Below are 13,663 nucleotides of genomic sequence, written 5' to 3' on the forward strand. Positions count from 1 at the left end.
AGAGTCTTTCCATTCTCTGTCCCATCGGACAATACATGCCGTCGGTTTCTTCATTATAATAAAAGTAACTTCAGAAACGGATTGTTTCTGAAGTTACTTTTCTGTTCTTTATGAAAATAATTGTACTTTACGAAGCATGCAATGCCATGTCTGAAAGCATACAGATAGTTCTCTTCACTTCCGTATCCGGCATCACAGACAGATACGTCAAGATATCTGCCATAAAGGGAGAGGATAGGTGGAAGTATCACCCACACACTGATGGAGAGTTATAGCCCAAAATGAACTGGTTATTGGTACTGATCTGGGAATTATATCCGGAGTTGAATTGTCCGTTCCTCATATGCTCCTCTTTCATGCGCATGAAAGTGGCGTCATTGTCTGTCTTTGAGTAGCTGTCACGTCCATCAAGTATTTTCCCCTATGATTCATATTTTTTGAATTGTTCAGGCCATGACTTCCTTAGACGTCTTACCTTTGCTTTCATTTTCCTGTCAGCATCCCCCGTTCAGGGTATCATCTATCTGCACGAGTGCCTTTTCCACTTTCTTCGGGGTGATATCCTGATATGTGACCGGAGCGGAATCACGCAGTTCCTGTTTGGTGACGGAGCCCCAGACGAACCCGAACTGGATCATTTTGGGGAATAAAATCGCCTAAATATGGAGGCAAAAGCAGATTATCGTTGGAGGTGTAACTTTTAAACATTATCCTTGGGATATCTTGACTTGATTCCCTAAGATACGAAAAATTAGGGACACGAGCAAGTTCTGGCTGAGAGAAGTTAGGGCTTGTCCGATTTTTTTGCAGACACAAAAAAGGCCATCTCAAACTCATTTTGAGACAGCCTTTTTTTCTATCTACCCACAATCGCCACCTTTATCACCCCCTCCAGCCTATTCTCAAAAATACGGTAGGCTTCATCAATTTCCTCTAATGGGAAACGATGTGTGATAAGTGGTGTGGTATCTATCTGTCCCGCCGCTATCAGGCGCAGTATCTCGGCACAATCGCACCCATCCACACCACCGGTCTTGAAGACAAGATTCTTACCATACATCTCCGGCAAGGGCAATAACTGAGGCTGGTCATAAAGCGCCACAATGGTGACAATGGCATTGGGACGGGCACACTCCCATGCCAAGCGGAAAGTATCTTCCGTGCCGGCAACTTCAAGTACGACATCTGCCCCACCATGGTCGCTATGCTTCCTCACAAAGTCTTTGCAGTTTTCCGGCCCAATGACCAGCACCTCCGGATAATGCTCGCGGACAAAACGGATTCTTTCGGCCGACTGCTCGCAGACAATAATGCGACTGGGCTTCTTCAGCATGGAACAAAGCAGGGTACAAATACCCGTCGGCCCGGCACCGATGATGAGTACAGTGTCTTCCTCGGTTATTTCGGAGATACGGGCGGCCCAGAAGCCGGTGGCCAACACATCGCCTACCAAGAGCGCCTGCTCGTCACTTACCGTATCGGGAATACGATTCAGCCCCTGGTCGGCATAGGGCACACGTACATATTCCGCCTGGCCGCCATCGATACGGCACCCCAAAGCCCAACCGCCATTGGGATCGGTACAGTTGTTCACATATCCGCGACGGCAAAAGAAACATTTACCACAAAAAGTCTCCACATTCACAGTCACACGGTCGCCGGGCTTTACCGACTCAACGTCGGCACCCACCTGCTCTACGATGCCCACCATTTCGTGTCCTACCGTAATTCCGGGTACAGCGCGCGGTACGCTTCCATGCTTTATATGCAAGTCACTGGTGCATATGCTACCCAATGTCACCCGCACAATAGCATCGCGTGCATCCTCCAATACTGGTATCGGTTTCTCAAGCAATCCAAACTTTCCGTGTTCAATATAAGTATATGCCAACATAATATATGTTTTTTGAGTTATCACTTTTAAACGCGAAGTTGCCAGAAAGCAACGGCCGCCGCAGCCGCCACGTTCAGAGAATCGACACCGTGCGCCATGGGGATACGAACCACATAGTCGGCTCCCGCAATCGCTTCGTGCGAAAGACCATCTCCCTCAGTACCCATCACAATAGCCAACCGGGGCTCGGTCTTCAAAACGGGATTGTCTATGGAAATGGAATTGTCCGTAAGCGCCATGGCCGCCGTGCGGAAGCCCAACTCACCAAGCGTATCCAAAGGACCGTCCATCCACGTCCACGGCACAAGAAAAACCGTTCCCATTGAAACTCGGACCGCACGACGGTTCAGAGGGTCGCAGGAATTACGCGTCAACAGCACGGCATCCATGCCAAGAGCTGCTGCCGAACGGAAGATGGCCCCGATATTGGTGGTATCCACCACCCCGTCAATAACCACAATACGCCGGGCTCCCCGGCAGATGTCCTCCATACTCTTCGGAACCGGACGGCGCATGGCACAAAGAACACCACGTGTCAAGACGTAACCGGTCAGCTCGGCAAGCAATTCCCTACCGCTTGTGTAGACGGGTATATCGCCACAACGTTCAATGATTTCAGCAGCATCCCCATAGATGTGCTTGTGCTCACACAAAAGGGCCAAAGGCTCGTAGCCGGCATCCAGAGCCACCTTGATAACCTTAGGACTCTCAGCTATAAACAGCCCTTTGTCCGGCTCAAGGCGGTTGCGCAACTGGGCTTCGGTAAGGGTACTGAAGATCTCCACACCGGGATGAGTCAAAGATGATATTTCGATAATAGGCATCGGATGATTTATTATTTGACAATTACTATTTACAATTCATAGCAGAAAGCCCTATAACCCCTTTATTGTCTTCATCAGTTGTTCTCCCAGTCCGATGGTATATCCTTGCGATACAAAGACCACCCGATTGAAAGTATCGGCTATGATGAATATCGGCAGGCTCTCTTTATGCTTCAACTTCATGCTTTCTGCAATCTGCGCAGCGATACCGTCCGTATCTATACCATAAATAATGGTAGAGGGCAAATCGGGGAATGACTCGCGGGCGAACTTGCCGGCTTTGGCCTCATTAGGGAACAGCAACACCATCTTACGCCCCCACTTCTCCAAATCAGCCTTGAATGAAGCGATATCGCGCAACGCATGATTGGTTGGCTCTTGGTTGACACCCAGAATGCCTACGACAAAGTAACCGCGCCCACAAGCCTGCAGCAGACTCTGCCGGGCTGCGGAGCCGGCGTCCGGCAGCGGAGTGAAGAGAGACTCCGAATTAAAGTTCCCGATAACCTGCACCTCATCCTCGCTCTCGCGCATCACCAATTCAATTTCCGTTGTCTTCTCCGGCAGAATATTGAAAAAGGTGGTTTTAGAAAGTACCGTACCGCTGGCAAGGCGTGTACCTGTCACCAAAACATAACCTCCGGCCTCCAGAGCAGTTCCTTCCCTCAGCAGGCTATTCCAGGTAGTACCACCGCCCATATCCGTATCGCCTTCGTCATAAGAAAGCAACTGTAAACTACCCTGCGGAGTCAGTTTGGAAAGGGTGAAATGAGAATAGTATTTCGGGTTGTCCAACGAACGGATAGGCTTATAGGAAGCCACTAACTTTCCCTTCGAAGCAATTCCTTCCGCCATAAAGACCGGCTCTTCCGGATGATGGTTCAAGTCCACATCCGTCACACCATCATCCCCTATCAACTGTACTTTGCCGGTCACTCCGTTGATACGGGCAGGGATTGCCATGCTGCGTGCCATGGAGACGAAGAAAATGTCACGGCTATGGGCATCAGCCACACGGGCCTTCCAGACCCCTTCTGGAGAAATGGGAGCCCCTCCCAGATTACAGTCATTGTCTACCCGGATATTTTGGGCCACCCATGCCACCAGTTTCATCGGTTCTGCCTTGTATGCCTCAGCATCTTCCTTTGAGACGGCTTTCTTGAAAAAGCCTTTATAGGGGGTCAGCATCTCGTTGCTTACGCGTGGATTGCGCACATATCTGCGGAAATGGTCGGCATTCTTGCACATACGGGATTGCATGTGGTCCATCAGAACTTCCAGCGTAACGTCGCGGAGGTCTTTTGCCGAAATCCGTTGGAGCAGGTCCAGACCTCCTCTTTTGGACTTTTCAGAGCGCAACCGTGCCATGAAGTCGGCAATGACCCGGTGGTTTCCTCTGGAAGCGACCAGTATCCGTGAAACGGCATCTTCGTCGAGCTTGTACTGCCGGGCAAAATAACGTGCTGTCTCATCCGTCATGAACATAGACACATAAGCGTTGCGGATGGAATCTTCATGAACCATGCGGCGGTCGTTCGCCGCACGCTGTTCGGGCGTAACCGTCGGTAACTCCGCATTTTCGGGTGGCGGCACAAGTTCAAAATCTACCGCATGGCCGTCACCGACAGTCTTGTCCATCTTCACTGTCAGTTCATGGTCCTTGCCGAAAGACAGTTTGGCATAACCGAACTTTCCGTCTTTGGAGGCCCATACCAGCATGTCGCCTTTGCCAGCCGTCAAGGAAGCTTTTCCCTCTTCATCACTCTGTTTCCGGGCCACAGTATAGAACTCCGCATAATTATAGAGTTTGAACTCCACACAGGCATCAGATACCGGATTGCCTTGCCCATCCGTTACCGTAACGGTGGACTTGGCTGTCGCTGCATAGTTACCGATTACATTGATTTCCGTATAAGTAGGAGTGACGGACATCACTTCCTCCGCTCCTTCATAACGTCCGAAGACCTTGGTATGCATCAACATACCGCGACTGGCCGGAGCATTGAACCAGCCAAGGTTGAGTACCGGTTCCGGTTCGCAGGCTCCAAGAAAATACCATTTCCCGTCTGCCCATGCTTCTACCCACGCATGATTGTCGTCCGTATGCGCCCACCGGGGGGTGTAGACCTGACGGGCAGGAATGCCCACCGAACGCAAGGCGGCAACCAGCAAGGTAGATTCCTCACCACAACGCCCGTATGCCGTGCGTACCGTTGCCAAAGGCGAACTGGTACGGGCATCGGAGGGAGTATAGATAGCCTTCTCGTGGCACCAGTGGTTCACCTCCAGAATGGCATCATAAAGGGACAGAGACTTGACACGATTCTTCAGTTCTTCGTAAAACACTACCCGTGCACTATCCAGATGCTCATTGTTCACCCGCACCGGAAGCACGAAATGACGGAACACCTCCTCGGGCACCGTTTCTCCCCAAGGCATTTCCTCGGCCGCCTTCCGAGAGGCTCGCACATTCATCAGATGAAATTCGCCGGGGTAGTCGGTTATGTCTGCCAAAGGCATATAGGCATAGAGAAACTCCAGTGCCTCACGCTCATACGGCGTCAGGTCCGCATCGAAAATAGCGAACAAATCACCCTGCGGTAACCTTTCCTTTTTTTGATTGAAGTCCTGCTCCACACGTTGGCGGTAAGAAGCGTCTGTAATGAAAGAACGTCCGCCACAAGAGGACAGCAGACATACCACTCCAAGAAATCCCAGAAGTCGTGCAACTCGTTTCATAATCCTTATTATTGAGGTTGAGCCACAAAAATAAGGATTATATTTCAATTTTTACTTCAGATGTATCACCAAAGTCATGTCTCCGGAGAAAATGAAGCTACATTTGGCATAGGACGGAGGCCCCATCATGCCTTCGGCATCATTGCTGAAACCAAACTTCTCCGTAGGGATGCCAAAAGCCCCGCTATCCAGCTTCCCGTTTCCATTCTCATCCTGGAAAAGGGAAATGGCATACGTGCCCGCAGGAAGTCCCTGGCAAGGGATGGAGAGCGACGTATCTTTTACATCTATCCGGAAAGCGGTCAAGGGTTTCTTCATGAACGCCTCTTCCGAGTTATAGAGGGCGACGTAGAGATGTCCCTCCACCTTTTCAATGTCACGCACTTCAATGGTCAGGTTCTGAGCAAAAAGCATCTGGGCAACACTTTGTAACACAAACACTAAAAAAATAATCATTGCTTTCATCTTTGTTCTTTTTTAAAGAGTTATCATTAGAAATTGGATACATCGTAAGCAGCCTTCTTCCCCAAAGTGACGTACACTCCTACATAAAAGAAACGGTCTTGGGAAGCCAGGACAGCCTTGTTGTCTACTTTGCCAAACTCATTCTTGCGACCGAGGATATTGCTGGCGGAAGCATGGATAATCACCTTCTTGCTCGCCAGAAAGGTCACCCCTAAATCCAAGCTATTATAAGGCTTCACTTCATCGTTCATCAACCCCGGCAGCAATGGATTATGATAGGGACGCCCCGTGCTGAAACGGTTCGTTAAGCTGATGATGGAGTGAAGACGGGGCAAGGAATATTTCACAACCAATGCCGCGTTATGCCGAGTGGCATACTGGGGAATGGTCAGCTCGGAACAACTCTGATATTTACGCTTGGAAATGTTATACGTATAGGACAACTGGTATTCCAGATTCTTTATCGAAATCCGGTCGCGGAAGAACAAGTCTACACCTCTGCTATATCCGTATCCACCGGAAGTCAGAAGTACACTCCCCGTTCCAGCATCTGTTTCTTCCAGAACCAAGCGGCTATAGTCTTTATAATAAAGTTCTGCCTTATAGAAACGTCCTTCATAACCGTATTGCATCCCCAGATTATATTGCATGCACACCTCGGACATCAACTTCCGGTTACGTACCAACCAGTCATTTTCGGGCAATTGCGTGTAGCGGCCCACTATGCCAGAGAGCATCATATCCCCCAAATAGTAATTTACCGCCAGACGCGGAGAAAAATTCATCTTCCGGTTCAGAGAAGTGTACTCCGTACGGAAAGACAATTCTGCCTTCAAGCGCTCCAGCGGATAGTAAGCAGCCGAAAAGAAACCTGCACTGATAGTGGGGGACATTTGGTTGGCATCGTCTATGTCGGAGTATAGATAACAATTCCGATAGTTACGGATATAACTCTCCACCCCCATATCCAGGTGGAATACTGACGAGAAGCGCCTAGACATCTTAGTCTTCAAATGCAACTCCCACTGGCGTTCCAGCCAATTATCTCCCGAAACAGCAGCAGCGTTGACCTCCCGATTATAATAGGAATAAGCAGCCCCTGCAAACCAGTCCCATCCACCTGCCGCACGATAGCGAAAGGTAGCATTGACGTAGATGTTGTCTTCGGCCAGAGCGAACAATCTGCGTTCATCCCCCTCATAGGCAGAAAAGTCTGTCCGGTCATATTGCGCATAGATCTTAAAAACCGTCGCATCGCCGGGGGTATGACGGAACTGGGTGGCACCGGAAAACATCCGGTAGGGCCGCTCAAATTCTGTCCGTCCGGAATAAACCTTGTCATATAAGCTCAGATTCTGGTAATTCAGATCGACGGACAAGGAGCCACGGTCCAAAGTCTTGGTACCGCCCCCGCCCACACCGACTACGGAAGCATTCACGCCCACCTTATCCACTTTACTATAATCCTTGGTTTCTAAGGGCAGAACAGCCGAAAGAGCCTCTCCGTACTCCTGCGAAGCCCCGCCGGAAGCAAAATTCACCCCACTGAACATGAAGGTGGAATAACGACTACGCGAAGGGGTATTTATTCCATTGGAACAACAGAATAAATACTTTAACCATTCGTATAGATTGATTATCAATCATTTATGAAGAATGTTAAATAATGCAACCTTTTGCATATTTGGAAACTTACAGCCGTGAAAAGTAGGGTAGGCTGGGGTTTAACCGACTATCAGCTTAAAATATTACCCCATTCCCCTTATCTAAAACTACTTGAATACCTATCTTATCAAATACTTCATCTATGTTATTCATTAGCTGTTCATCAGTAGTAACAGCACTAGCTTCTTCTTTCTGTAGCCTTATCTGTTCATTTACTAACTCTAGTAGTATATCCATAGCATAGTACATATCATTACATATATCTTCCAGTAATGTATCTGCCATTAACCCATTAACTATACTATATTCCTTATCTTTATAACCTACTATACTAGTTGGCTCTCCATTAGTCAAAGGTGTAATATAATAGAAGTTCAATCGTTTGCTAGTAGGATGAATCCACTTACAGCCTTCCCTGTATATATCCCTAATACCTATATACTTCTCATCTAATAACTCCAGAAGATAATTAGTAGTTAGTGCATTACCCTTTACTTTCATCTGATTCAAAGCCCCACCTTTATCAAAGTGGTTATAGAAAGAAGTCTGGTTCTTTACTAACTGGCTAGCAAATATAGTCATACAATTATCTATCTGCATCCTTATTTGCTGAATAGCACATAGATAGTTCTTAGACTGGCATAGTGTTATAAATCCATCATAGATAGTATTAGCTATAACTAAAGTGCCTAATGTAAAATGGCTTCTTCTAATACAATCTAATGATACCTTATAGGCTGGGTTATCTATACCTTCGATAGCATCCACTATCTTTCTTCCATACTTCTTATACTCCATACATCTTAAAATAAAAAAGGCTAGCCGAAGCTAGCCCCATTGTTTGAAGTCCTTCCAATTACTGACCTATCAACTCCTTCAAGGCTGCTTTATCATCCTCTGTAAGAGATTGAATGTAGCGATAAGCCTTAGCCTTTCGCATTTTAGACTCCAAATCGTCGCTTGGAATCGCCAGCACAGCTTTAAGATTGGCTATGTATAGTTCATATCTTGCGATATAAGTTTTACATTTAGCCGTAACCTGTTCTACAGTGTCGTTGTCTGTAATATACAAACCAACACCAAAAGCCTTACTTAAATCCTTGCGGTCTGCTGAAACCAATACTGAAAGAACATCCATCTGTGATTCTTGATTCTGTATCATAATATAAAAAGTTTAAATTATGCCAGCACACTATTATACTGGCTATTCAGACAAATAGTGCTATCAGAATCACGCTGCAAATGTACTACAAAGTAGCCACATAAACAAATAGCCTGCAATCTATCACCAGACTACAGGCTAAATTTATTTACTTTCTAAATATCATCCGATAATGATAATCTACACCAAACAAGGCACCAGCAAAGGTACAAGTTTCACCAAAGGCAATAAGTACGCTGCTGTCTATTATTCCTAATGGTGCTACACAGAACCCTCCAATTAATAAACCACAGCCTACTATTACTAATACTGCTGCTGATATTAATTGTAAGTTTAGCTTATCTTCTTTTGTCATTCTGCTGATTGTTTAACTTTAATTTCTTGAATGGATGTATCTACTAATGCTATTACATCAGCCTTATTAGCTGCTGGAAGGTTATAGTTATAATTAACTAATCCCCCATCCAGTTCACAGTAGTTAGCATCACCAATATATTTCATATCTTCAATAAGGTAGATACTAACATTATAGTTCATCTTTCCATTCATATCAATATTGAATGTACCTTCTAACTTCATTGTTCCATTATCTGTTACTACATTGTAATTTGTGTGCTGCATTTCGATAGTTGTAGCCATAGTTTTAAAGTTTAAATATGCTATTGGTTATATCTGATTATTAAGGTATAGGCATTGGCATAAGTGCTTGTATAGACCTTTGTAACTGGTTATCAAACCATAAACATAGCCAGCAAATAGAAGATGTGCTATTATTATAAAGTGAACCAGTATATTTCTGTGAAGTTGTTTCATCATTAACTGTAAGTGATTTAGGTAGACCACTAGCAGAAGCAATCTGATTAATACCTTTGTTATCCTTACATAGCTTAACTGCAATATTATTAATTGTGCCACCTCTATAAGTAGAACCTACTGCACTAAATTGTAGTTCCCAATCATAGTACTTAGTATTATTTTCTCTTTGCTGTGCCTTAAAGATAATTTGTACCTTCTGACTTCCTGCTACTACATCTGCTTTAACTTGTATAGATGCTACTGGCATAGGTAAGGCTAAGAATCTATCATTAGCATTACCTGTATGTGGTGAAGTAGGTGTACTAACTGCATTAGTTAAAAACTCATATACTTGTACAGTCTTACCTTTAAACTGCTGCATTTGTGTAGTCCACCAGTACAACTTTCCACTATACCAATAAGATTTACTACCATCTGTTACTAAAGCACCTCTATGAAGGTTCAACTTACTTCCATCAGTACCATATACTACATATATATCATCTTTAGTAAGATAAGTTAAACTAGAAGTATCACCCCCTGGTGTGCTAGATTCTATACCTGCTAGTGGTTTTTCATAAGAAGCGTGATTACTAGAAGTTACACCGCCTATATTTTGTACAGCACCATCTTTATAAGTAGCATACAAAGGCATAGTAGCACTATGTTCATAATTTCTAAAGTCACCCAATCTATAAGGACTATTAGAACCGCCAGTAGGTTTATTGTATGTGTAGCCTTTATTTCCATTAGCCTTAATAGCACTTACTAATGAAGTTGGGTTATTGGCTTGAATTATCTGGATTCCATAGTTCCTATTCTTCAACTCTCCTAAAGTCATTGTAGATACAGTACTATGTATAGGCTTCCACTTTGACCACGGATTCACATTACTACTAGTACATAATCCACCTACATTTCTATTTGATATGCCTAATGTGTTTCCGACTAAACTTGTTGTTATACCCGAACTCGCTAAAGCCATATTATTTAGTTTTTATATTCTTTAATTCGTCTATCTCTTTTTTAAGGTCTATAATCTGTGCTTGTAATACTGCTACATACTGTGCATAATTGACAGATAGATATTTATCTTCTGTATTATCTTCTATAACTAGTTCTGGATATAGTTCCCTTACTTCCTGTGCTATGAATCCTATACAGTCCTTACCATCCTTCTTATATGTAACAGGTTTAATGTAACCCCTATTCTCTAATGGCTGAATGTCTGTTTTAAGCCTAATATCAGAATAAGCAGTCACTTCACCTGTAGCTGTAAGTGTACCGACTTTAATGTTAGTTGGTAATTTCAAATAAGCATTACCACCACCGTTTACACTAACTGCCGAACTGGTATTAGTAGCTGTAGCATCTTGGATATAAATACTTCTAGTAGTACCCCAATTTGCCGTAGTAATGTTAGCAGTACCATTAAATGAAGTACCGTTAATAGTTCTAGCTGTCTGTAGTTTTGTAGCACTACCAGCGTTACCACTGATACTAGCACTACTAGTAATGAATCCACTATTATTAGTCAAATGGCTGGTATGTGTTGGTACATTTACTGTTACTGCTGTACTACCATTATAGGACTTAGTACCAAATGAACCTGCTGCAAATGATATAGAATTAGTAACCTTATTAGCTGCTGCTACTGTATCAGAAATATATGCCACATTTCTACTTATAGCTGCTGGTGCAGATGTAGTAGGTGCTACTGATTGACTACTAGCAGTATATGAAGATGTTCTCAAAGTAGGTGTTATAAATCTACTGACATAGAAGTTATATTTAGCCCCACCTCTCACATATACATATTCTGTAGAAGAATTTGTTAGCTGTCCCAATCCTCTTAAACAGCTAGATGTTCCAGCACCTTCTTGATAAGCGTGTATAGTTCTTACTACTTGAGTCCAGCCCCATTGTGAACCATTAACTGTATAGTCCAGTATTAGAGCCATATTTTTATCACCTCTACTATTCCAAGTAGCATTAGCATTAGTATTGCCTTCGATTCTGATTCTTGTTTGTTGTGAGTTTCCAATAACCATAGTTACAGGATACCAAGTATTATTATTCAAACCAGAGGTATCTATTGTTACAAGTTTATAACTCTCAAAATCAGTATGGTTCATTCCATCTAACTTGTCTGAATTACTAGCGTATGGAACTGTAATATTATTAGTAGTGCCATTTTTTGTCCAAGTAAGGTAATTGCCATTAGTTCCTAATGCAGATACATAACTGCTATTATGATTATGGCTACTAGCTGCTTTACCATTTAAGGCATCTTGTAAACCACTAACATTACTAATTGAATGACTATGCGAACTGGCTGCTGCACCTACACTAGCTGCTGTTATATTGAAACTCTTTGCAGCACTACCATCATAAGCACCCTGTGAAGTACCATTCAAGCTAATAGTAAGTGCATTAGGATTTTTTAAAGCAGAAGGTACTGTAGGATATGCTGGTAAGCTGATAGTATTTCCACTAACATTATAACTTGTTGAACCAACCTTAACAGTACTAGCATAATTATGTGTATGCGTACTGGGGGTAAATGTTGAAGGTTTACTACCAATTTCAGACCAGCTATAAGAAGGTTTAGTATCAGTTATCCAGTTTGGCTTATCTGTTAAATCATTCCAGCTACTTACACCACCGCCAACATTATCAATCAATTCCCTTAGAATCCTACCTTGATTGGCTGAAAGTGCTGCATCTGTAGCCGTACTGGTTAAAGCATCTACTATAGTAATACTACCACTTCCACCAGAAGCACCTGCACCATAGGCTGAAATTTCCTTCTCACCAATTACATTCACTTTAACCTTCAAATCTCCATTGGAATCAAAGTAAAAAGCCTTATTCCAGTTAGTTACCACACCATCCCAATTAGTAACCTTAGCAGATGTTATTCCATCCAGTACAGACTTATTAGAATGTGTATGCTTCTTGCTGTTGGCATCATTCCAGTTGGTTCTTTCAGTACTAGTAATATGTAATGTAGTGTTACCTATATGTGCGTTAAAGTCTGTAGAACTAACTGCACCCAAACTAGATAAAGTAGGATAAGCAGGTAAACTAATAACATTGCTAGCAGCATTATAAGCAGTATTACCTACCTTAACCAAACTGGCATAATTATGTGTATGTTCAGAAGGTGTAAAGGTGCTAGGTTTACTAGTAATCTCATTCCAACTATAAGAAGGTTTTGTAGATGTTATCCAACTAGGTTTATCGGTTATATCTTCCCAGCTAGAAACACTACCTTTAGAATCTATCATATCTTTAAGGATTCTACCCATATTAGCACTTAAAGCACAGTCAGTAGCTGTACTGGTAAGTGCATCCACTATAGTTACAGTTCCAGCACCCGAAGTAGTTCCAGCACCATAAGCACTAATTTCTTTCTCGCCTATTACATTAACTTTTGCTCTTAAATCACCTGCACTATCAAAGTAAAACGCTTTATCCCATATTGCTTTATCTAGTTTGTTATTCCAACTAGTAAGATTGGTTTCTGTTATCTTATCTAATGTAGTCTTATTAGTATGTGTATGGCTGTTCTCATTCCACTTAGCTATATTAGCATCTGTAAGTGCTGCTGGCTTCCCTTCTATATTAGTCCAAGTAACCTTAGTACCATCACCATTAACCCACTTCTTAGAAGTTGCATCATACTTTAATATCTGACCGTCTGCCAGATTAGTCAGTGTTACATCTTCCAATTTAGATAATAGTGTACTACCACCAGTTCCAGCTTCTAATATCATCTCTCTTAATATCCTACCTTGATTGGCTGATAAAGCAGCATCTACAGCTACAGAATCCAAACCATCATAAATAGTAACTGAACCTGTAGAAGTGCTTCCACCACCTGTAGAACCTTGACCATAAGCAGTAATTTCACCTTCACCAATTAAGTTTCCAGTAAACACTACCTTTGATAAATCTACAGTATAAGAACCATCACCATTATTAACAGCAGGTAGAAAGTTTCCACTTAAAGAAGAACTTCCCCCACCACCGCCAACATTAGTAACAGCTACATTACTGGCATTAACTACACCGTTACGAAATGTCTTATTTATGTTTGTTCTTGTAAATTGCATA

12 protein-coding genes and 1 pseudogene are annotated in these 13,663 nt (G+C 43.4%); 1 reads left to right on the top strand and 12 read right to left on the bottom strand.

The features are described from left to right. The first annotated feature begins 110 nt into the window (after nucleotides 1–110). Complete coding sequence (locus HUX74_RS20825; RefSeq protein ID WP_227186277.1) at nucleotides 111–275, top strand: hypothetical protein; 165 nt, start codon at nucleotides 111–113, stop codon at nucleotides 273–275. 219 nt (nucleotides 276–494) lie between these two features. Here HUX74_RS20825 and HUX74_RS20830 read toward each other — a convergent pair whose 3' ends face one another. From HUX74_RS20830 to HUX74_RS16695, 12 genes and pseudogenes are all read right to left on the bottom strand, one after another. Continuing rightward, entirely contained in the window at nucleotides 495–638 is a 144-nt protein-coding gene (locus HUX74_RS20830; RefSeq protein WP_226791205.1) for a hypothetical protein, read from the bottom strand. 218 nt (nucleotides 639–856) lie between these two features. Then, a complete protein-coding gene (locus HUX74_RS16645) occupies nucleotides 857–1,894 on the bottom strand; it encodes an alcohol dehydrogenase (RefSeq protein ID WP_117601679.1) in 1,038 nt (345 codons plus the stop codon). Nucleotides 1,895–1,920: 26 nt separating this feature from the next. Beyond that, nucleotides 1,921–2,718 (bottom strand): RNA methyltransferase, encoded by a 798-nt coding sequence (locus HUX74_RS16650; RefSeq protein WP_117964208.1) that lies wholly within the window; start codon nucleotides 2,716–2,718, stop codon nucleotides 1,921–1,923. Nucleotides 2,719–2,769: 51 nt separating this feature from the next. Next, nucleotides 2,770–5,457 (bottom strand): transglutaminase domain-containing protein, encoded by a 2,688-nt coding sequence (locus tag HUX74_RS16655; protein ID WP_117964207.1) that lies wholly within the window; start codon nucleotides 5,455–5,457, stop codon nucleotides 2,770–2,772. 51 nt (nucleotides 5,458–5,508) lie between these two features. Continuing rightward, nucleotides 5,509–5,922 (bottom strand): DUF2141 domain-containing protein, encoded by a 414-nt coding sequence (locus tag HUX74_RS16660; RefSeq protein ID WP_117601676.1) that lies wholly within the window; start codon nucleotides 5,920–5,922, stop codon nucleotides 5,509–5,511. A 26-nt stretch (nucleotides 5,923–5,948) separates the two neighbouring features. Beyond that, nucleotides 5,949–7,520 (bottom strand): annotated as a pseudogene (locus HUX74_RS16665) (TonB-dependent receptor plug domain-containing protein); the annotation flags it as partial. Between the two features lie 142 nt (nucleotides 7,521–7,662). Then, nucleotides 7,663–8,385: a hypothetical protein gene (locus tag HUX74_RS16670; protein ID WP_174647045.1), complete on the bottom strand. Its 723-nt coding sequence runs from the start codon at nucleotides 8,383–8,385 to the stop codon at nucleotides 7,663–7,665. 58 nt (nucleotides 8,386–8,443) lie between these two features. Then, entirely contained in the window at nucleotides 8,444–8,749 is a 306-nt protein-coding gene (locus HUX74_RS16675) for a hypothetical protein (protein ID WP_254592880.1), read from the bottom strand. Between the two features lie 148 nt (nucleotides 8,750–8,897). Further along, nucleotides 8,898–9,104, bottom strand: a complete 207-nt coding sequence (locus HUX74_RS16680) for a hypothetical protein (RefSeq protein ID WP_117596113.1) — start codon at nucleotides 9,102–9,104, stop codon at nucleotides 8,898–8,900. Beyond that, entirely contained in the window at nucleotides 9,101–9,388 is a 288-nt protein-coding gene (locus HUX74_RS16685) for a hypothetical protein (RefSeq protein WP_174647046.1), read from the bottom strand. Before HUX74_RS16685 ends, HUX74_RS16680 begins: the two co-directional genes overlap by 4 nt. A gap of 40 nt (nucleotides 9,389–9,428) precedes the next feature. Continuing rightward, nucleotides 9,429–10,529 carry a hypothetical protein gene (locus HUX74_RS16690; RefSeq protein WP_174647047.1) on the bottom strand — a complete coding sequence of 367 codons (1,101 nt, stop codon included), beginning with the start codon at nucleotides 10,527–10,529 and terminating at the stop codon, nucleotides 9,429–9,431. A gap of 1 nt (nucleotide 10,530) precedes the next feature. Beyond that, entirely contained in the window at nucleotides 10,531–13,662 is a 3,132-nt protein-coding gene (locus tag HUX74_RS16695) for a tail fiber domain-containing protein (RefSeq protein WP_174647048.1), read from the bottom strand. Between the last annotated feature and the right edge of the window lies 1 nt (nucleotide 13,663).

Source organism: Bacteroides sp. Marseille-P8574, from assembly GCF_902825465.1.
In the GTDB taxonomy this organism is placed as follows: Bacteria; Bacteroidota; Bacteroidia; order Bacteroidales; family Bacteroidaceae; genus Bacteroides; species Bacteroides uniformis.